Annotated in this window: 18 protein-coding genes; 8 read left to right on the top strand and 10 right to left on the bottom strand. The window is 74.8% G+C overall.

The window, feature by feature from the left end:
* Positions 1–4: 4 nt before the first annotated feature.
* The gene (locus QRT03_RS26560; RefSeq protein ID WP_286056152.1) at positions 5–670 is read left to right on the top strand and encodes a type 1 glutamine amidotransferase; all 666 of its coding nucleotides are present in this window, start codon (positions 5–7) and stop codon (positions 668–670) included.
* A 4-nt stretch (positions 671–674) separates the two neighbouring features.
* Here the strand turns inward: QRT03_RS26560 and QRT03_RS26555 are convergent, their stop codons facing one another.
* Positions 675–1,298 (bottom strand): maleylpyruvate isomerase family mycothiol-dependent enzyme, encoded by a 624-nt coding sequence (locus QRT03_RS26555; RefSeq protein WP_286056151.1) that lies wholly within the window; start codon positions 1,296–1,298, stop codon positions 675–677.
* Between the two features lie 128 nt (positions 1,299–1,426).
* Here QRT03_RS26555 and QRT03_RS26550 point away from each other — a divergent pair, with 128 nt between their 5' ends.
* The 3 genes from QRT03_RS26550 (at position 1,427) to QRT03_RS26540 (ending at position 4,720) form a co-directional block, all read left to right on the top strand.
* The gene (locus QRT03_RS26550; protein WP_286056150.1) at positions 1,427–1,831 is read left to right on the top strand and encodes a YciI family protein; all 405 of its coding nucleotides are present in this window, start codon (positions 1,427–1,429) and stop codon (positions 1,829–1,831) included.
* The gene (locus QRT03_RS26545; protein ID WP_286056149.1) at positions 1,828–2,964 is read left to right on the top strand and encodes an RNA polymerase sigma factor; all 1,137 of its coding nucleotides are present in this window, start codon (positions 1,828–1,830) and stop codon (positions 2,962–2,964) included. The genes QRT03_RS26550 and QRT03_RS26545 overlap by 4 nt, the downstream gene beginning before the upstream one ends.
* Positions 2,965–3,031: 67 nt before the next feature.
* Positions 3,032–4,720 (top strand): HNH endonuclease signature motif containing protein, encoded by a 1,689-nt coding sequence (locus QRT03_RS26540; protein WP_286056148.1) that lies wholly within the window; start codon positions 3,032–3,034, stop codon positions 4,718–4,720.
* Between the two features lie 8 nt (positions 4,721–4,728).
* On the opposite strand, the gene QRT03_RS26535 is transcribed toward QRT03_RS26540, so the two are convergent.
* A complete protein-coding gene (locus tag QRT03_RS26535; RefSeq protein ID WP_286056147.1) occupies positions 4,729–5,934 on the bottom strand; it encodes an FAD-dependent monooxygenase in 1,206 nt (401 codons plus the stop codon).
* 61 nt (positions 5,935–5,995) lie between these two features.
* Here QRT03_RS26535 and QRT03_RS26530 point away from each other — a divergent pair, with 61 nt between their 5' ends.
* Entirely contained in the window at positions 5,996–6,463 is a 468-nt protein-coding gene (locus QRT03_RS26530) for a MarR family winged helix-turn-helix transcriptional regulator (RefSeq protein WP_286056146.1), read from the top strand.
* A 1-nt stretch (position 6,464) separates the two neighbouring features.
* On the opposite strand, the gene QRT03_RS26525 is transcribed toward QRT03_RS26530, so the two are convergent.
* The 8 genes from QRT03_RS26525 to QRT03_RS26490 are packed head-to-tail and all read right to left on the bottom strand — an operon-like array spanning position 6,465 to position 16,347.
* Positions 6,465–8,234 carry a hypothetical protein gene (locus tag QRT03_RS26525; protein ID WP_286056145.1) on the bottom strand — a complete coding sequence of 590 codons (1,770 nt, stop codon included), beginning with the start codon at positions 8,232–8,234 and terminating at the stop codon, positions 6,465–6,467.
* Between the two features lie 28 nt (positions 8,235–8,262).
* Positions 8,263–9,288, bottom strand: coding sequence for a glycosyltransferase (locus tag QRT03_RS26520; RefSeq protein ID WP_286056144.1), 1,026 nt, complete (start codon positions 9,286–9,288; stop codon positions 8,263–8,265).
* A complete protein-coding gene (locus QRT03_RS26515; RefSeq protein ID WP_286056143.1) occupies positions 9,285–10,541 on the bottom strand; it encodes a lipopolysaccharide biosynthesis protein in 1,257 nt (418 codons plus the stop codon). Before QRT03_RS26515 ends, QRT03_RS26520 begins: the two co-directional genes overlap by 4 nt.
* Positions 10,538–11,113, bottom strand: a complete 576-nt coding sequence (locus QRT03_RS26510) for an acyltransferase (protein WP_286056141.1) — start codon at positions 11,111–11,113, stop codon at positions 10,538–10,540. The genes QRT03_RS26515 and QRT03_RS26510 overlap by 4 nt, the downstream gene beginning before the upstream one ends.
* The gene (locus tag QRT03_RS26505; protein ID WP_286056140.1) at positions 11,110–13,515 is read right to left on the bottom strand and encodes a glycosyltransferase; all 2,406 of its coding nucleotides are present in this window, start codon (positions 13,513–13,515) and stop codon (positions 11,110–11,112) included. The genes QRT03_RS26510 and QRT03_RS26505 overlap by 4 nt, the downstream gene beginning before the upstream one ends.
* Entirely contained in the window at positions 13,512–14,402 is an 891-nt protein-coding gene (locus QRT03_RS26500) for a glycosyltransferase family 2 protein (protein ID WP_286056139.1), read from the bottom strand. The genes QRT03_RS26505 and QRT03_RS26500 overlap by 4 nt, the downstream gene beginning before the upstream one ends.
* Positions 14,399–15,397 (bottom strand): glycosyltransferase, encoded by a 999-nt coding sequence (locus QRT03_RS26495; protein WP_286056138.1) that lies wholly within the window; start codon positions 15,395–15,397, stop codon positions 14,399–14,401. Before QRT03_RS26495 ends, QRT03_RS26500 begins: the two co-directional genes overlap by 4 nt.
* Positions 15,394–16,347: a glycosyltransferase family 2 protein gene (locus tag QRT03_RS26490; RefSeq protein ID WP_286056137.1), complete on the bottom strand. Its 954-nt coding sequence runs from the start codon at positions 16,345–16,347 to the stop codon at positions 15,394–15,396. Before QRT03_RS26490 ends, QRT03_RS26495 begins: the two co-directional genes overlap by 4 nt.
* A gap of 241 nt (positions 16,348–16,588) precedes the next feature.
* Here QRT03_RS26490 and QRT03_RS26485 point away from each other — a divergent pair, with 241 nt between their 5' ends.
* The 3 genes from QRT03_RS26485 to QRT03_RS26475 all read left to right on the top strand — a co-directional run bounded on the left by QRT03_RS26485 (position 16,589) and on the right by QRT03_RS26475 (position 18,600).
* Positions 16,589–17,098, top strand: coding sequence for a mycothiol transferase (locus QRT03_RS26485; RefSeq protein WP_286056136.1), 510 nt, complete (start codon positions 16,589–16,591; stop codon positions 17,096–17,098).
* Between the two features lie 95 nt (positions 17,099–17,193).
* Positions 17,194–17,910, top strand: a complete 717-nt coding sequence (locus QRT03_RS26480) for a hypothetical protein (protein ID WP_286056135.1) — start codon at positions 17,194–17,196, stop codon at positions 17,908–17,910.
* Between the two features lie 54 nt (positions 17,911–17,964).
* Positions 17,965–18,600, top strand: a complete 636-nt coding sequence (locus tag QRT03_RS26475) for an acetate uptake transporter (protein WP_286056134.1) — start codon at positions 17,965–17,967, stop codon at positions 18,598–18,600.
* Positions 18,601–18,621 lie beyond the last annotated feature (21 nt).

Raw genomic sequence — 18,621 nt, 5'->3', positions numbered from 1 at the left:
CGATGTGAAGCAGGCCCTGGTGATCGGCCACGACCACGTCGCCGGCCTCGAGCACCTCGGGACCGACCTCGAACGCCGCGGGTTCTTGATCTCCGCATTCACGGTCGTCCCGGAGGACCGCTTCACGCGTCCCGACGTCGTCGTGACCTACCCCGACCCGCTCGCGTGGGACCTCGTCGTGACCGTCGGCGCGCCCTGGCCGCGCAGCGCGATCGACGGCTGGGCCCGCCGCGAGGTCGAGTTCCTCGCCCGCCGCCACGAGCACGGGCGGCCGACGCTGGGTCTCTGCTTCGGCGGGCAGCTGCTCGGCGAGGCGCTCGGGGTCGCGACGACGCCGCTGCCCGCGCGTCGCGTCGGCTGGCACCCCGTCGACCCGGTCGTCCCGGAGATCGACGCCGGACCGTGGTTCCAGTGGCACGCCGAGCAGCTGACGGCGCCCGCCGGGGCCGAGGTGCTGGCGCGTTCCCCCGACGGCGTCGAGGCCTTCTGTTCCGGTCGGTCCGTCGCCCTGCAGTTCCACCCGGAGATGACGCCGCGCCTGCTGCGCCGGTGGCTCACGCTGCCGGGGGGCCACGGTCTCGACGACCCGGACTCCCTGGAGGCCGACACCCGTCGCCATGCCGACGGCGCCGCGCGGGCAGCGCGCTCGCTGCTCGACCTCCTCGGATGACGGGTCAGGGACGCGCGGCCAGCGTCGCCAGCCCGGGGCCCGTCAGCTCGTCCAGGGCGGCGGCGCGCCCGGCGATCGCCATCAGCAGCGCCTCGGCCGGGCCGGACACCTCGTCGCCCTCGCCGGTGCTCCAGTCGAGGTCGGTCGCCCGGAGGCGGAGTCCACGGATGCGAGCGCTGGATCGCAGGGGCGGTGCGCTCCGGGCGAAGTCCAGCACCGCGGTGAGTCGTTCGGCGGGGATGGTGCGCGGTCGACCGAGCGACCGGCGGATGTCCTGGTGGTGGATCGTGCCGTCGGTCAGGGCGATGCGTCCGCCGAACATCGTGGTCAGGCCTCGGGGCCGGCGGCTGCGGTCGAGCAGCGCCAGGAGCTCGTCGGGCCCGTGGTGCGCGTAGTCGGCCATCGCGACGTCGTTGGCCCGGTCGAACGAGCCCCGGCCGCGCGCGAAAGTCCGGACCACGTTCGCCGGGCCGCGTTCCTCGTAGCTGAGCACGTGCGCCACGACGTCGCGGACGGTCCAGCCCTCGCACAACGTCGGCTCGCTCCACTCCGCGGGCTCGAGGGCGTGCAGCAGCTCCGCGAGGTCGTCGCGTTCCTGCTCGGCGAGTGGCATCACGCTCGCGGCCATGGGCGGACTGTAGGGCCCGACCCGCCGTCGGGAAAATTTCTGCCGCGGGTGTCGAGACGGTCGGTCCGGCTCCGTCCCCGGGGTACGAGCGGCCCGCACGGGCCGCGCCGACGACGAAGGAGACCGTCATGAAGTACCTGCTGCTGAAGCACTACCGCGGTGGCCCGACCCCGGCCACCGACCAGCCCTCGATGGACCACTGGACCCCGGAGGAGATCGACGCGCACATGGCGTTCATGCGCGACTTCGGCGCGCGCCTGGAGGCCAACGGGGAGTTCGTCGACGCGCAGGCGCTCTCGATCGAGGGCACGTTCGTGCGGTCCGACGGCGAGGGACGCCCGCCGGTGACCGACGGCCCGTTCGCGGAGACGAAGGACCTCATCGCGGGCTGGTACGTCATCGACGTGGAGTCGTGGGACCGGGCCGTCGAGCTGGCCGGGGAGCTGTCCGCGGCGCCGGGTGCGGGCGGGAAGCCGATCCACGAGTGGCTCGAGGTCCGGCCGTTCCACACCGGGACGTCCCTGTTCGAATGAACGACGAGCTGCTGCGGGAGCTGGTCCCGTCCGTCATCGGTGTCCTCGTCCGGCGCGGAGCGGACTTCGCGTCGGCCGAGGACGCCGTGCAGGAGGCCCTGATCCGCGCCGTCGAGACCTGGCCGGACGACCCGCCCCGCGACCCGAAGGGCTGGCTGGTCGCAGCGGCGTGGCGGAAGTTCCTGGACGCCGTCCGGTCCGAGTCGTCACGACGCGGACGGGAGGAGGCGGACTTCTCGGCCTCGGCCCCCGTCGAGGTGTCGGACGTCGACGACACGCTGCGCCTGTACTTCCTGTGCGCGCATCCGTCCCTGCCCGCCGCGTCGGCCGTCGCGCTGACCCTGCGGGCGGTGGGTGGACTGACGACGCGCCAGATCGCCGAGGCGTCCCTGGTGCCCGAGGCGACGATGGCGCAGCGGATCAGCCGGGCGAAGAAGCGGATCGCCGGGGTCCGGCTGGACCAGCCCGGCGACCTCCCGACCGTGCTCCGCGTGCTCTACCTCGTGTTCAACGAGGGCTACGGCGGCGACGTCGACCTGGCCGCCGAGGCGATCCGCCTGACCCGCCAGCTCGTCGCCCTGACCGAGGAGCCCGAGGTCGCGGGGCTGCTCGCGCTGATGCTGCTGCACCACGCGCGGCGGTCCTCCCGGATGGAGGACGGGCGGCTCGTGCCGCTGCGGGACCAGGACCGGGCGCGGTGGGACACCGCCCTGATCGCCGAGGGCGTCGTGGTGCTGCAGAACGCCCTGGCCCGCGACCGGCTGGGCGAGTACCAGGCTCAGGCCGCGATCGCGGCGCTGCACGCGGACGCCGCTCATGCTGCGGAGACGGACTGGCCGCAGATCGTGGAGTGGTACGACGAGCTGCTGGCGCTCACCGACAGCCCGGTGGTGCGGCTGAACCGGGCGGTCGCCGTCGGGGAGGCGTCCGGCCCGGCCGCGGGGTTGGCGGCGGTGGTGGAGGTCCCCGACGACGTGCCGCGTCGGGACGCCGTCCTGGCCTACTTGCACGAGCGCGCGGGCGATCTGGAGCGGGCCGCGGAGCTGTACGTGGTGGCCGCGCGCGCGGCGGCGAGTGTGGCCGAGCGGGACCACCTCACGCGCGAGGCGGCACGGGTGCGGCAGTTGCTGTAGGCCGGGCCCTGGGAGATTGCTCCGAACAGCTCTTGATCTTCTCGAACACGTGTTCGACGATGGGTGCATGACGGCAGCAGTGTGGACCTTCGACCCCGGCAAGGGGTCGTGGTTCACCCGCGCCGACCGGCCGCCACCACCCGGGGAACCCCCCGAGCGCCTGGCCAGAGTCTTCGGGCTGCCACCGCGCCCGGAGGAGACCTCGTGGACGGTGCCGGGTCTGGAACACGGCGAGGCCGACCGGGACGAGGACGGGCTCTCGCGGGCGTCCAGTGCAGCGCTGGCGGAGATGGCGGACGCCGTGCGCGCGTACCGGTTGGCGGGGGCGCGGGTGTACCGGGCGCTCACCGCGCTCAAAGCCAGCGACGCGCTCGCCGAGTCCGGCTACCGGCACCTGTCACGGCTGCTCGCCGACCACGTGCGCCTCGACCCCGCCGAGACCAACCGCCTCGCCCGGCACGCCGCGGCACTGCACGAGACCACCAGCCCGTCCGGGGCAGTGGTGCCCGCCGACCTGCCGGCCACCAGCTCGTCCGTCGATGACGGCACCGTGGGTGACGGGCACGTCGAGGTCATCCGCGACACCATGCGCCGGCTCTCGACGGTCGAGGACCTGGACCCCGAACTGCTCGCGGTCACCGAACAACAACTCGCCGCGCTCGCCGCGACGCACTCCCCGATCGCGCTCAAGGGCGCGGCGTCGGTGATCGCCGACCGGCTCGACCCCGACGGGGCCGCTCCTTCGGAGGACCCGCCGGCGCCGGACGAGCTGAGCTACACCCGGCGGCGCAACGGGGAGCTGCGCGCCAAGGTGATCCTGCGTGACCCCGTCTCGGCGGAGTTGTTCGACCAGGCCATCCGCGCCGCCACCCTGCCCCCGGAATCCGCCGCACTCGCCGACCCCGACACCGGGGCTGCCCCAATGTCCGCGGACGGCGAGCGGGGTGAGGCCCCCGAGGTCGAGGCCGACCAATCCAAGCCCGCCCGGCAGGCCGCCGCCCTGATCGACCTGATCAACGCCGGCCACACCGAAGGCCTCGACGAACCCCACCCGGGCGAGGACGGTCAGCCGCCGCTGTGGGACCACGACAGCGAGGACGACCGCCGTGAGTTCGGTGGCCCTGACCCCGACTTCACCCCCGACCCCTGCGCCCACGACGGGAGCGAGGAGGGCACCGCGGCGTCCGACATGGGCTCGGCCACGGGCCCGCCACCGGAGCCGGAGCCGCCGCGGCGTTCCTCGAGACGGCGGAAGCCCGGGGACACCACCCCGATCCAGCTCACCGTCACCGTCGACTACGACACCCTGCGCGACCAACTCGCCGACCGCAGCAAGGCACTGGCCCTGCTCAACGACACCACCTGGATCCGCCCCGAAACCGTGCGCCAACTGGCCTGCGACGCCGAGATCATCCCCATCCTCCTCGGGTCCAAGGGCGAGGTCCTCGACGTCGGCCGCAAGAGCCGCACCCCACCCGCCGGGCTACGCCGCGCCATCTGGGCCCGCGACCGGCACTGCGCCTTCCCCGGCTGCCGCCGCAAACCCCGCCTCTGCCAGATCCACCACATCCACCACTGGGGACACGGCGGCGACACCGACCCCGACAACCTCACCGGCGTCTGCACCTTCCACCACGGCCTGGTCCACCGCTCCGGCTGGCAGATCGTCATGCACGACCACCTGCCCTGGTTCATCCCTCCGAAGTGGCTCGACCCGACGCAGACACCCCGCCACAACCGGCCCTGGACCCTCTGAACCGGCTCCTACACGCCGGCCGTGGCTCGAACCGGGTAGTCGGGCAGCGTCAGCACGTCGACGGGCGGGGGCGGGACCTGGCGACGGACGCGGCCGACCGCCCGGCCGATCGGCCCGCCCAGGACCCGGAGACCGGTCCGCAGCAGGGTGCGGTGCCACTCCACGCGCGGATGGCCGTTGCGCGGGACGAACGTCTGGGCGAGCTCGGTCATCGGCCGCAGGATGCTCTCGTAGCGGGCGAAGGCGCCCGGCACGTCGTCCGGCGTGGTCCCCAGCTCACCGGCGAGGACGTACGCGCCCGCGAGAGCACTCGTCGTCCCCGTGCCGAACGGGCCGGCGCACCACGCGGCGTCCCCGAGCACCGCCACCCGCCCCCGATGCCAGGTGGGGAGGCGGACCTGGGCGATCTGGTCCACGTAGAGCGAGTCGTCGTCGAGGTCGGCCAGGATGCGCGGGGCCTCCCAGCCCACGTCGGCGTAGGTCGCGCGCAGCAGGGCCACGGCGTTCTCGCGGTCGAGGTGGTCGAACCCGCGGAGGTCGGTGTAGAGGCTGAGCATCGCGCGGGTCGACCCGACGTCGTCCGGCCGCAGGTGGACCAGCCGCCCCCGGCCGGCGAAGAAGATGCGCCACTGCCGGTCGTCGGACGCCGTCCGCGGGATCGTCAGGTACGCCCCCACGAGGCCGAGCTCGTCGAGCACGGCGTCGGGGAAGACCAGGTCCCGGGACCGCGAGCGGGAACCCTCGGCGATCACGACGGCGTCGAACCGTCGGCCGGGACCGTGGGCGAACTCGACGTCGACGCCGGACCCGTCGTCGTGCAGTGCCGCGATGCGATCGCCGAACCGGTACTCGGCCGAGCCGGCGGAGTGGTCGTACAGCACCCGGGCGAGCTCACCGCGCAGGATCTCCAGCTCCGCGGTCGGCGCGCCGTCCGAGTCGCCGACGCCGGCGGGGAACGTGGCGTAGGCGCGGCCGTCCTCGTCGACGAAGGAGAGGCCGGTCTCGCTGGTGTGGTGGCCGCGCACCGCGTCCTCGAGCCCCATCCGGCGCAGCACCTCCCGCCCCGCACCCCGGACGTCGACGTTCTGCCCCTCGTCCCGCAGGTGGTCGAAGCGCTCGACCACGGTGACGTCCCACCCTGCGGCCGCCAACCACGACGCGGCGGCGGGCCCGGCGATGCTCGCGCCGGAGACCAGGACCTTCGGTGCACTCATGGGAGCGGGCTACCCAGGTCGGTAAGTTGCTTAACGACCTCGGGACGAGAGGATGCACGGCATGACCGACGAGGCGATCCGCCGGGAACCCGGGCTCGAGGCACTGACCGACACGACGCTGGCGGTCCGTCGCCTCATCAGCGCCTCCCAGGACCTGACGATCCGCACCGCCCGACACATGCGGCTGAACGTCGGTGACATGACCGCGATCCTGCTGCTCAGCGAGCACGGGCCGATGGGCGTCGTGGAACTGGCCCGCCGCCTCGGTGTCTCGTCCCCTGCGACCACCCTGCTGGTCGACCGCCTCGAGAGCAGCGGGCACGTGGAGCGTGTCCGCGACCCCGACGACGGTCGCCGGGTCCGGGTCACCGACACACCCGCCGGCAGGGCGTCGACGCGGCAGGCGTGGTTGCCGGCCATCCAGGAGATCGACGCGGTGTGCCGCTCGCTCCCGGAGTCCGACCAGGTCGTCGCGCGCGACCTCCTGGACCGGCTCACCGCCGTGATGACCCGCGGAGCACGCTCCTAGGTCACCGCCCGAGCCGCAGCACCTCCACGTGCAGGGTGCCGCCACCGAGCACCGCGTCCCGCTCCACCGTCGGCGCCCACGGGGCCAACGTCGTCCGCGCCGCCTCGAAGGTCGCGCCCCGGGAGCCGAGCAGGATCACCTGCGAGCCGGCCGGGGCGGCGTCGAGCTTCTTCCGGTCGGAGTCGGAGAGCGCCGGCATCGACGAGGAGAGCCCGTGCAGCGGACCGAGGTACTGGGCGGCCGCACGGGCGGGCACCTCGTCGGGCAGCGATCCTGCGGCGGGCGGCTCGACCCAGGTCAGGGCGCGGACCGGGGCCGGCGGCACGACGTCGACCACCGAGACCATCGTCGCGTAGGCAGCAGCCTTCGACGGGTCGGGATGGCCGCCGACCGAACCGTAGTCCGCGAGCGGGTAGCGCACCTGGTCCGGCGCGTAGGCGGTGCTCGGCTGGCCGGTGGTGAGCAGGACGAGGCCGACGGTCACGACGAGCATCGGGATCGACCGCCGCCGTGGACCACCGACCACGGCCGCCGCGACCACCACGACCACGGCCACGGCCAGCCCCGTCGGGACCACCTCGAAGCGCGGTGTGCCCATCTCCACCTGCAGCACCGCGAGCCCGAGCACGGCGGCGACCGGCCACCACGAGGACGACAACGTGGACAGCAGCAGCGCCGTCGTCAGGCAGGCCCCGGCCCAGAGCAGCGACGAGTAGAAGTAGTACTCCAGCGTGAAACCGCTGGTCGCCTGGATCGCGAGGAAGGCGAGGTAGCCCAACCCGCTGCCGAGCACGACGACCGCGTCCCCCCGTGGCGGCCACTCCCCCACCAGCCGGCGCCGTCGTCGGCACAGCCACGCCCAGGCGATCACGACGACGGGTGGCACCAGCAGGTAGGTCGCGCGCTGCGCCCAGGCCCAGGTCGTGGAGTGCCACTGGCGGATCTGGTCGGGCCGTTGCAGCCGCAGGAGTTGGTCGATCGTGGGGCCGAACAGGTCCGCGCGCCCGTAGAGCAGCAGGGCGCCCAGCACCGCGAGCCCGGTCGCGGCGACGCCCCCGAGGACGACCGCGGCGAGCTCGACCACCACCCGCCGCGTCCGCGCCCGCCGCACCCCCGCGTGCCGGGAGAACGCGCTGACCAGCACCGCGACGAGTGCGGCGGCCACGAGCGGGAACGCCGCCGGGTGCGCGTGCACCGCGAGGCCGAGGAACACCCCGGCGAGGCCGCGCACCAGCAGCCGCCGCACCCCCGTCGTCCAGAACACCAGCAACGGCAGGCCGGCGAGCAGGTAGGCGAGCGCGGCCCCGTCGGGATAGTCCGAGCCCCAGGCCATCAGGACGACGGGCGAGGTCAGGATGACGACGACGGCGAGCGCCCCCGTCGGGAGCGAGCGGCGGCGCAGCCAGAGGTAGGCGGGCACCGTCGCGATCAGCGCGAACGCGTAGCGCAGGACGACGAACCCGCCGACGTCCCCGAACGCCAGCTGCGCGAGGTGCGCCGGGAGCACCTGGCCGACCCGCACCCAGAAGTAGTCGCCGGTGCCGAAGCGCTCGATCAGGTCCGCACCGTGGCGGGCGTAGGCGGTGGAGAAGTTCGGGTCGACCATCGTCCAGCGGGTCTGCAGCCCCATCGACATCGGCGTGAGCCGCAGCAGCGCCGCGACGATCCCCGGCGCCAGCAGGAGGCCCAGCGCCTCCACCCACCAGGGCACGTGGCGGGCGGGCTCGACGTGGCAGACCGCGGGCGGCGGGGTGACCTCGAGGGTGCTCATGCGTGTCCTCCCATCAGTGCCATCCCCATCAGTGCGTGCCGATCACGGTGGCGAGCGCGTCCTTGGCGAGGGCCGCGGCGCCCATGCCGCCGCGGTCGGTGGAGGTGTAGTCGTGGTGCCCCGTGGCCCGGCGGGCCAGCGCCCCGAGCCCACGCGTCACCCGGACCGGCAGGGCCGCGCCGTCGGTGTCGCGGTAGGTCTCGGCGCGGCGCTCCCACCGGCGAGCGAGGCGCTCGAAGTAGGCGCCCGAGCCGATCCCGGCGGACTGCAGCCAGATGCCGTACCCGCGCGCCGCGGCGGCCCGGACGGCGAACTCGTCCGCACCGATGGACAGCGCACCCCACCAGGCCGCCGCGCCCCGGACCGTCGGTGCCCCGGCCGCGTTGGCGCCGTGCTGGCGGTAGAGCGCGAGCTCCTCGGCGAGCTCGCAGCGCCGGCCGCGGGCGAAGGCGACCAGGGACACGACGTGGTCGTGGTTCATCCGGCGCAGCGTCTGGTGCGAGTTCGGGCGGGTCTCCCAGGCGGCCCGGTCGAGCCCGCGCCCGTGACGGAGGCCGTCGAGGAGGCTGCGGCGGAAGACGGTCGCGAACCCGGACGGGACGTGCCAGGGGTCGCCCTGCAGCGGTTCCAGACAGATCGTGCGGCGGGGGTCGGGGTGGTTGAAGCCGAGCGACTCCGCGTCGGCGTCGACGACCCGCGCGGCGTGGTGGACGAGGTCCGCGCCCGTCTCGTCGAGGGTGTCCAGGCAACGCGCGAGCTTCGCGGGCAGCCAGACGTCGTCCTGGTCGCACCACGCGATCACGTCGCCGCAGGAGGCCGTGAGGGCGTGCCGGAAGTTGTCGGCGAGCCCGGTGCGCGGGCCCTGGAGGACCCGGACGTCGAACGGCGCCCGTCGCGCGAAGTCGGCGAGGATCTCTGGGGTGCCGTCGTCGGACCCGTCGTCGGAGACGACGAGCTCGTCCGGACGGCGGGTCTGGTCGGCGAGGCTCGCGAGCTGGTCGGGCAGCCACCGCGCGCCGTGGAAGGTGGCCAGGACGACGGACAGGGTGGTCATGCGTTCCTCCTGAGCAGAGCGGCGCCCGCCAGCACCGAGTAGCAGCCCTGGCCGACGAGCCAGCCGAGGCCGAGTCCGGTGAGCGAGTGGGTCGCGCCGACGACCGTGGCGACGAGGACCATCGCCGAGCCGGCGGTGTTCACGGCGGTGAACGCGACGATGCGGCCCGCGGCGTTGATGACCACGTCGGCGACGTAGTTGAACGCGCCGAGCAGGCTCCCGAGCGCCATCAGCCGCAGGCACCAGGTGGCCGCCGTGTACTCCGGGCCGAACACCGCCAGCACGAACGGCGCGATGACGAGGACGATCCCGACGACGGGTGCGACCAGCGTGTAGGTCCCGCGCAGGGCGCGCCGCACGATCACGCGGGTGTCGTGGGTCTTCGTCGAGAGCTCGGCGAAGAGCGACTGCGAGATCGTCGTCGGGATCGCGTTCAACGCCGTGACCAGCAGCAACGCCGCCGTCGTGTACGCGCCGGCCGCGGGCCCGAGCAGGGTGAGCGCGATGATCGGGGTGAACGCGAGCGGCGCGATCGAGACGAGCATCGAGGCGTAGTTGCCGCCGGAGAACGTGATCTTGCCGGCGAGCGCGGACCACGGGAGCCGGCCCGACCCGCCGTCGGGAACGGACCGCGCCTGACGCAGGCCCACGGTGAAGGAGATGAGCGCGGCCAGGGCGGTGGAGAGCAGGAGCGCCCACATCAACCCGTCGTGCTGGTCGGCCCCGAGGGCCGCGAGCAGCGGGAGGGCGGCGATGCGCACCGCTCCGGCCAGGGCGTTCTTGACGACGATGCTGCCGGTGACGCGGAAGCCGACGATGACCGCGTCGACGACCGGGCCGACCGCCATCGCGACGACCAGCGCGACGACGAGGATCCGGGAAGTGGGCCCGAGCGGCAGCCCGAAGCTGCCGGGGACCCCGACGATCGCACCGGCGACGACGAGGCTCGTCGCAGTGACGAGGCCGACGGCGGCGAGGACGAAGGCGCGCTGGTCGGCCTCGGTGTGCAGGTAGCGCACGACGGTGTTGGGCATGCCGACCCCGGCGGCGGACGCGGCGAACCCGAGGCCGGCGACGAGCGCGGAGACGGTGCCGACGGTGTCGGCGGGCAGCATCCGGGCGGCCAGGGCCCAGAAGGCGAACCCGAGCAGCCCGGAGATCACGTAGTTCGCCATCAGCAGCGCGGAGTTGCGGACGAAGCTCTCGCGGGCGACGTGGCGGATGCGGGAGAGGGTGGCCGTGGCCGTCGTCATGCGCGCCTCCATCCGGGTCGGGCGGGCGCGAGGTCGCGCACCGGGCGGGCGGGGACGCCGAGGGCGAGGACGCCGGGCGGGATCGCACCGGTGACGACCGCCCCGGCGCCGATGACGGCGTGGGCCCCCACGTGCGCGCCGGGGAGCAGGGTGGCGGCGCGGCCGATCCAGGCGTGGTGCTCGACGACGACGGGCGCGGTCCGGACCGCGGTGAGGTGGTCGACGGCGTGATGGTCGGTGTCGGCGATCCCGACGAGGTCGCCGACGTGGACGTCGTCGCCGATCTCGATGCTCGTCGTCGCGACGATGCTCGCGCCCTGGTTGACGAACACGCGGTCGCCGATCGTGAGGGTGCCGCCGGGGTGCGCGCCGAGTTCGACGCGGCCGGTGACGGCGCGGAGGGAGAGTTGCGCCCCGAGGCGGACGGTGCCGCCGGTGTGGAGGGCCGGGAGGAGGCCGTCGCAGCGGACGAGGCCGGTCGTGGTGATGCCGCGGGCGCGCATCGTCGCGGTGCAGGCGGCGGACCGGGCGGCGAGGCGGGCGAGGGCCGGCAGGCCGCGGGGCGGGTTCATCGGAGGGCTCCTGCCGGGTGCGGGTCGGCGGCGGGACGTGGTTCGGGGATCGCGGTGGCTGTCGGGGGTCGCTGGTAGAGATCGACCAGGGCGGCGGCGAGGCGCTCGGGGGCGTGGTCGGCGCGGGTGCGGGCGACGTCGTCGCGCAGGCGGGCGAGGCGGGCCGGGTCGGCGAGGAGGTCGGAGAGGACGGCGGCGAGGGCGGGGGTGGTGTCGGGGTCGGCGGCGGGCACGGTGATCGCCGAGGGCGGGAGGTCCGCGCGCAGGCCGGGGAGGTCGGTGGCGACGACGGCGGCGCCGGCGGCGACCGCCCGGTTGAGCACGCCGCTCTGCGTGGCGCTGCGGTAGGGCAGGACGACGACGGCGGCGGTGGCGAGGAGGTGGTCCAGGGTCGGGTCGTCGACGGCGCCGGTGAAGGTGACCTGCTGGTCGTGCGCCCGGCGGCGGAGCTCGGCGGCGTAGCGGTGGTCGCGCCGGCCGAAGATGCGGAACACACCGCGGCGGGGCCGGACGGCGCCGGCGACGACCAGGCGGGCGCCGGGCACCCGGCCGATCGCGTCGATCGCCCGCTCGAGGCCCTTGTCGGGGTGGAGGTAGCCGAAGCAGAGGACGGTGTTCCGCTCGCGGGCGGTCCGGGGTGGCCGGGTGGCGCCGAGGAAGCCGTGCGGCGTGGCGCCGAACGCGCCGTGCGGCAGGACGCTGACGCGCCGCAGGTCGACCCCGCAGCCCGCCAGGCCCTCGAGAGCGCCCGGGGTGTGCACGACGACCGCGTCGGACGCGTCGGCGAGGGCCCGGTACAGACGCCGGGCGACGGGGCCGAGCAGCGCCAGCTCGCGGGTGACCTCGTGGAGGGTGACGACGACCCGGGTGCCGCTCCGGCGGAGGCGTCGCAGCGCGGTGACCAGGGCCGGGGTGGCGGCGCCCCACGCCGGGACCGTGAACTGCAGGTGCACCGCGTCGACGTCGCGTGCGCGGACGGCGGCGACGATCCGGCCGGGGGTGACGAGGGCGGGCAGCCGGGTGGTCGTGGGGTCGGCCGGGCCGGGTGAGGTGGTGACGACCGCGATCCCGGCGACGCCCGGTGTGTTCGCCAGCGTCGCGGCGAGGTCGGCGCTGTGGCGGGCGAGGCCGTCCTCGGCGGGCGCCCACGGAGTGAGCAGGGCGACGCGAGTGCCGGGTGCAGGGGTGCCTGGTGCCAGGAATGGCCCCTTGCCGGCGTCCAGTGCCGGCGATGGGCCATGCACGCCACCAGGCGTCGGCGCGGCGGCCGGGCCGTCGACCAGGGCGTCCAAGAGATCGGCGTAGTGGTCGGCGATGCGCTGCGGGTCGCGGTGCCCGGCGACCAGGGCGGCGTGCGACCCGACCGCGGCGCGCAGGCGGGCGCCCCCACCGACGAGCGTGGGCAGGGCCTCGGCGAGAGCGGAGACCCGTTCGGCGTCGGTGTGGCCGGGCGGGTAGCGCAGCAGGGCACCGGCGGGGACGTCGGCGAAGGCGGGGAGGTCGGGCACCAGGCACGCGGCTCCGGCGGCCATGGCGTGCAGCACCGACGCGCTGGTCGTCACCGTCCGGAACGGCAGCACGACCCCGTCCGCCGCGGCGAGGAGGTCGGCGAGCTCCAGGTCGTCGAGGTGGCGCAGGTCCAGGCGGATCGACGATGCGGGTTCTGTGCCGTCCAGCGTCAGCATGGCCGCACTGCTGACACGGGATCGGAGGCCGGCGGCCAGCGAAGCGTCCCGGCACTCCCCCGCCACGACCAGCACGACCGGCGGCAGGCCCGGGACGTCGGCGAGCGCGGGCAGGGCGTCGAGCAGGTCGGTGACGCCCTTGTACGGCTCGACCTTCCCGACGAACGCCAGCAGGACCGCGCCCTCGGGCACCTCGTAGGCGACCCGGACGGCGTCCACCGACCGCACCGGCTCCGGCACCGGCAGGGCGGCGAGCGGGACGACGTGGACCGGACAGGTCGGGCCGAACCGCTCCAGCTCGCGGGCACCCACGGCGGTCGGCGCGACGATCGCCGAGCAGGCGGCCACCAGCGTGCGCCGCGCCGCCTCGTCGTCGTCGAACACCGGCGCGTGCGGGAGCGTGTTGTGCGCGGTCCACACCACCCGCAGGCCGAGCAGCCGGGCGAGCCCGAGGCACACCCCGAACCACCACCGGAACACGCGGGCGACCCGCCGGCCCGACGCCCACGACGGCACGAACCCGAACGTCCAGTGCACGTGCAGCACCCGCGCGCCCCAGCAGCGGCCGGCCACGAGCAGCACGGGCACCAGCAGGACGTTGAGCGTGTGCGAGCCCGTCGGCCCGGACACGTATCGCACCTCGTGGCGGCCGGCCATCGGCCCGTAGAGACCGTCCTGGAACGGACCCGGGTCGCGGGGCAGGGCGAGCAGCTTCATCGGGTCACCTCGCGCGGCAGTTCGCGGAGCACCCCGGCGCCGTAGGCGAGGTGGTCGGCGAGGGTGAGCAGGGGACGTCGGCGCCGGTTGCGCACCAGCGGCACGGCCAGGAGCAGCACCCACGCGGCACCACGCCGGCCCAGCACCGCGAGCGGCAGCCCGAGCAGCCACAGCGCGTAGGCCACCGGCACGGGGTCGCGGCGCAGCAGCCCGGGCAGCCGGTCGCGGTGCTTGCCGTACAGCCGCACGCGCGCCCGCCCGTACGCGTGGGCGCGGCAGAGCTGGCGGCGGGCGCCGCCCCAGTCGTGGGTGACGACGGCGTCCGGCACGTTGCGCGCCCGGTGCCCGGCCGCGGCGAGGCGCCACGTGAAGTCGACGTCCGAGCCGTAGGCGAAGCGCTCGTCGAACCCGCCGACCTGCTCGAACGCGCTGCGGCGGAACGCGAGGTTGATCGTCGGGGCGTCGTCGACGTAGCGGTCGGTGCCGCGCTGGGCGACGCCGCCGTAGAGGTCGATCTCCTTCCCGACGGCGGGTCCGCAGGCGACCGTGTCCTCCCCCGCCAGGATCGGGGCGAGCAGCCGCGCGAGCCAGCCCGGCCGCGGGACGCACCCGGCGTCGGTGAAGACCACGACGTCCCCGCGCGCCGCGGCGACGCCGACGTTGCGCTGGTGGGCGATGGACGTCCGGGTGCCGGGCAGGGGGGTGTACGCGAACCACCGCACGCCGGGGAAGCGGTCGCGGACCGCGTCCAGTCGCCCCGCGGACGCGTCCACCACGACGACGTCGAGGTCCGGCTCCGCGGCGAGCGCGGCCAGGGTGTCGGCCAGCGCCGGCTCGTCCTTGGACACGACGACCACCGAGATCGGCACGGCGAGGGCGGTCGTCACGAGCGGACCCCCTGCAGGAAGCCGACCAGCGTGGCCGCGTCCTCCGCGGCCGCCAGGTAGCAGAACGGCAGGCGGCCCCCGAACCGCGACGGTGGGTAGAGCAGCACCGGCGCGACCGCGGCCACGACCCACGCCGCCCGCCACCGCAGCCCCGCGAGCAGGCACGCCGCGAGCACCAGCGGGAACGGCCGCAGCGGCGGCACCCGGGAGCCCGAGGCGCGGAACGTCCGGGCGTTCCCCCGCCCGTAGGCGCGGGCGCGGCGCAGGACGTCGCGCCGGCGCGGGTCGAACTCGTGGGCCAGCACGACGTCCGGGGCGAAGCGCACCGCGTCCGGCCCGAACGCCGTGCGCAGCCGGCGGCAGAGGTCCTCCTCGTCGCCGCCGAACCGGATGGCCGGGTCGAACCCGTCCACCGCCTCCAGCGCCGACCGGCGCACGAGCATGCTCGCGCCGACCAGCGACGCGACCGCCCGGGGAGCCCCGTCGACCGGCGCCCGCCGGGCGGACCGCACGTACCCGGCGAGCCGCGCGAGAGAAGACGGTGGAGCCACCTCCACCGGCGCCAGCGGACGCGTGGCGTCGGCGTAGCGCCGGGCCGCGGTGTCGACGGACGCGGCGTGCACGGACCCACCCACCGCGACCGCACCCGCACCCGCCGTCAGGAACCCGACGAGGCCCACCAGCCAGCCGGGGCCGGGGCGGCAGTCGTCGTCGGTGAACGCGACGAGGTCCGTCGTACAGGCGGCGATGCCGGTCGTGCGCGCGGCCCCGAGGCCGCGGTTGACCTCGTGCCGGAGCACCACCGGGCGCAGCGGGTGGCGGAGCGCGAGCTCGGCGGTCGCGTCCGTGGACCCGTCGTCGACGACGACCACCGCGGCCGGCGGAAGCTCCTGCGCCGCCAGGGCGTCGAGGCAGGCGACGATCCCGCGGGCACCGTTGCGGCTGCAGACGACCACGGTCACGGCGGCGGCGGACGCCACGAGCGCGGCGGTCACGACGTCCCGGGCACGTCGGCCACGCGCGGGGTCGGGACGACGGGGACCACCGACACCGGCCGCTCGAGCACCAGCGGCGGGCGGCGGGCGAAGCGCACGCGGCCGAGGGTGCGCAGGCAGGCGACGCCGTCGCGCCAGGTGATCTTCTTGCCCATCGAGTGGCTGCGCCCGTAGTAGCTCACCGGCACCTCGAAGGGCCGGACGCCGTGCCCGAGCAGCCACGCGGTCAGCTCGGTGTCCAGGGCGAAGCCGCGCGAGCGCGGGGTGAACTGGCGGAACAGCGTCGTCGGGACGAGCTTGAGGCAGGTGTGCAGGTCGGTGAGGGCGGCGTTGAAGAGGACGTTGGCGGCGAAGGTCGTGAACTTGTTGCCCAGGGCGTAGTGGTAGCTGTGGTAGACGGTGTTCGCGCCGAACAGGCGGGTGCCGTAGACGACGTCGCACCGGCCGCGGATGACCGGCTCGAGCAGGCGCGGGATGTCGTCGACGGAGTACTCGAGGTCGGCGTCGAAGGGCAGCAGGTGCGTGCCCCGCGCGACCGCGGCCGCCGTCGAGAGTGCGGCGCCCTTGCCGGCGTTGCGGGCGTGGGTGAGCACCCGGAGATGGGCGCCGGGCGGGCGTCCCTCGACGCGCGCGACCTCCTCCCGGGCGGCGTGCTCACGGACCGCGGCGGCGAGCTCGACCGGGGTGCGGTCGGTGCTGCCGTCGTCGACGACGACCAGCTCCACCTCGCACGGGTAGGGCTGGGTCAGCACGGCGCGGACCGACTCCGCGATCGTGCGCTCCTCGTCGAAGACCGGCATGAGCACCGAGAGCCGCACCGGGCCGCCCCCGGAGAACACCCGCCCGGTGCACGCGCGGGGCGCGTCGACCGGGGCGTCCGGCACGGCGCCCAGCTCCGGCACGGCGTCGAGGGCGTCGAGCGCCTCGAGCAGCACCGGCTCCGGCGGCACGGCGTGCAGGCTCCGTGCCTCTCCCCGTGCTCCAGCGCGGCGGGCACGCACCACGTCTCGTCCCACGTCGCTCTCCCCCTGCCCCTGCGGCTGCTCGCGACGTCGTCGTCGATCCGGCCTATTTGACTACTCTGAACGGGCTATCGAGGAGTCTGTGGTGACCGTTAGCGCCCCATGTGATGACTGGCGGTCACGATCACGTCACGGAGCGGGGCAGGCCTCAGCGGGTACAGACGGGGACGTGAAGAGTTCCGACGTCCTCGCCGACGCGTTCGGCCGGGTCCGCTCCGACGTGCACCGTGCGCTGGAGGGCCTCGACGAGCGCGCCCTCAACCTCCGTCTCGACCCCGACGCCAACCCCGTCGGCTGGCTCGTCTGGCACCTCACGCGGGTGCAGGACGACCACATCGCCGACCTCGCGGGAACCGAGCAGGCCTACACCTCGCAGGGATGGGCCGGGCGGTTCGGCTTCGACCTCGACCCGTCGTCCATCGGCTACGGCCACACCGCCGAGCAGGTCGCCGCCGTCCACGTCACCGACGCGACCCTGCTCACCGGCTACTACGACGCGGTCCACGACCGGACCCTCGAGTACCTGCGGACCCTCTCCGACGACGACCTCGACGAGGTCATCGACGACGCCTGGGACCCGCCGGTCACGCGCGGGGTCCGCATCATCAGCGTCGTCGACGACGACATCCAGCACGCCGGCCAGGCCGCCTTCGTCGCGGGGATCGCCCGCCGGGCCTGAGGTGCCCGACCGGGTGAACCCCGTCGTCTCGGTGTCACCCGTTCGGCCGCACGGGCGATGCTCCGGATGGTCCCACCATCCCGGAGGTCGTCCTGATGTCCGTTCCCCGGCTCGCCGGCGCGGTGACCGCGCTGCTCGCGGCGTGGTCGCTCGTCGCGGCCCTGCTCGTCCTGGGCACGGCCGCCCTCGCGCTGCTCGTGTTCCCGACGGCGGGTGTGCTCGCGCTCGTCGTCGGGGTCGCGGCCCTGGCCGTCCCCGGCCTGCTGGCCGCCGCCGCGTTCGCGCTGCTCACGGGCCGGCCCGAGGGGCCTGCGCTGCTCGTGGGAGCCGCCGTCGTCAGCGTGGTGGTGGCCGCCGTGGGCGTGGTCGGCCCGGGTCTCCCCGGGCACCCCGAGGTGGTGGCCCTGGTCGCGGTGCTGACGGCGGTGGTCGTGGTCGGGCGGGTGCCGCTCGTCGTGCCTGCGGCGCTCCTGACGCACGCGACCGTCGGGTGCGCCGTCCTGCTCGGCACCTACGGCCTCGCCACGGTGCTCCCCGCACCGCTCGCCGCGGCCACGCCTGGCGTCATCGCCCTGGTGACGGCGGGGATCGCGGCCTGGGCGTGGCGGGCCCCGGCGGCGGCCGCGGGCAGCCTCACGCTCGCCGCCGCGACGTTGTCGCTGCTGCTCACCGTGCTCGTGGTGCAGGCGGGCGTGGACCCGCTGCCGGCCGCGGTGGCGCTCGGGACGCTGGGGTCGGCCGCTGCTGCTCACGCTCTGACGTCAGTTCGGACGCCGACGTTGACCCGAATGCCTCTCGCTCGACGTGATTGAGTGCACACCCATCCTGGGCAATCGCGTCCACCATCCGTCGACGGGAGGACGCCGATGTCCACGACCAGTGAGACCCGCACGACCCGTTCGAACGCTCCGCTGAGCGAGCCGCGGGCTGCCGATCCGACCAGCAGCATCGCCGACCCGGGTCCGCTCGGTCTCGCCGCCTTCGCGCTGACGACCTTCGTCCTCAGCCTGTTCAACGCGGGCCTCGCCCCGGAGGCGCTCGAGTCGGCCGTCCTGCCGCTCGCGCTCTTCTACGGCGGGCTCGCCCAGCTGCTCGCCGGGATGTGGGAGTTCCGCAAGGCGAACACCTTCGGCGCGACCGCGTTCGTCTCCTACGGCGCGTTCTGGCTCTCGTTCGCGGCGTACGTGCAGTTCGTCGAGCCGACCCTGCCCGAGGCCCAGCACACCACGGCGACGGGCCTGTTCCTCATCGGTTGGGCGGTGTTCACCGGCTACATGCTCATCGCCTCGCTGCGCACCACGGGCGCGCTCGTCGCGGTGTTCGGCGGGCTGTTCCTGACCTTCCTGTTCCTCGCGGTCGGCGACCTCCTCGGGGTCGACGGGATCGCGACGATCGGCGGCTACTTCGGCCTCCTGACCGCGCTCGCGGCCTGGTACGCGTCGTTCGCCGTCGTCACGAACGCCACGTGGGGCCGGCAGGTCCTCCCGACCGCGCCGCGGTAACCCACCGGTGTCACGGGGCGG

Source organism: Actinomycetospora termitidis (assembly GCF_030286555.1).
In the GTDB taxonomy this organism is placed as follows: Bacteria; Actinomycetota; Actinomycetes; order Mycobacteriales; family Pseudonocardiaceae; genus Actinomycetospora; species Actinomycetospora termitidis.
Note: the sequence above shows the minus strand (reverse complement) of the source record. Positions and strands in the feature narration are given on the sequence as shown.

Bases quoted from the DNA above. Each gene is read 5' to 3' on its own strand.
- QRT03_RS26555 (WP_286056151.1), bottom strand. From the start codon at position 1,298: ATGGCCGCGAGCGTGATGCCACTCGCCGAGCAGGAACGCGACGACCTC.
- QRT03_RS26550 (WP_286056150.1), top strand. From the start codon at position 1,427: ATGAAGTACCTGCTGCTGAAGCACTACCGCGGTGGCCCGACCCCGGCC.
- QRT03_RS26545 (WP_286056149.1), top strand. From the start codon at position 1,828: ATGAACGACGAGCTGCTGCGGGAGCTGGTCCCGTCCGTCATCGGTGTC.
- QRT03_RS26540 (WP_286056148.1), top strand. From the start codon at position 3,032: ATGACGGCAGCAGTGTGGACCTTCGACCCCGGCAAGGGGTCGTGGTTC.
- QRT03_RS26535 (WP_286056147.1), bottom strand. From the start codon at position 5,934: ATGAGTGCACCGAAGGTCCTGGTCTCCGGCGCGAGCATCGCCGGGCCC.
- QRT03_RS26530 (WP_286056146.1), top strand. From the start codon at position 5,996: ATGACCGACGAGGCGATCCGCCGGGAACCCGGGCTCGAGGCACTGACC.
- QRT03_RS26525 (WP_286056145.1), bottom strand. From the start codon at position 8,234: ATGAGCACCCTCGAGGTCACCCCGCCGCCCGCGGTCTGCCACGTCGAG.
- QRT03_RS26520 (WP_286056144.1), bottom strand. From the start codon at position 9,288: ATGACCACCCTGTCCGTCGTCCTGGCCACCTTCCACGGCGCGCGGTGG.
- QRT03_RS26515 (WP_286056143.1), bottom strand. From the start codon at position 10,541: ATGACGACGGCCACGGCCACCCTCTCCCGCATCCGCCACGTCGCCCGC.
- QRT03_RS26510 (WP_286056141.1), bottom strand. From the start codon at position 11,113: ATGAACCCGCCCCGCGGCCTGCCGGCCCTCGCCCGCCTCGCCGCCCGG.
- QRT03_RS26505 (WP_286056140.1), bottom strand. From the start codon at position 13,515: ATGAAGCTGCTCGCCCTGCCCCGCGACCCGGGTCCGTTCCAGGACGGT.
- QRT03_RS26480 (WP_286056135.1), top strand. From the start codon at position 17,194: ATGTCCGTTCCCCGGCTCGCCGGCGCGGTGACCGCGCTGCTCGCGGCG.
- QRT03_RS26475 (WP_286056134.1), top strand. From the start codon at position 17,965: ATGTCCACGACCAGTGAGACCCGCACGACCCGTTCGAACGCTCCGCTG.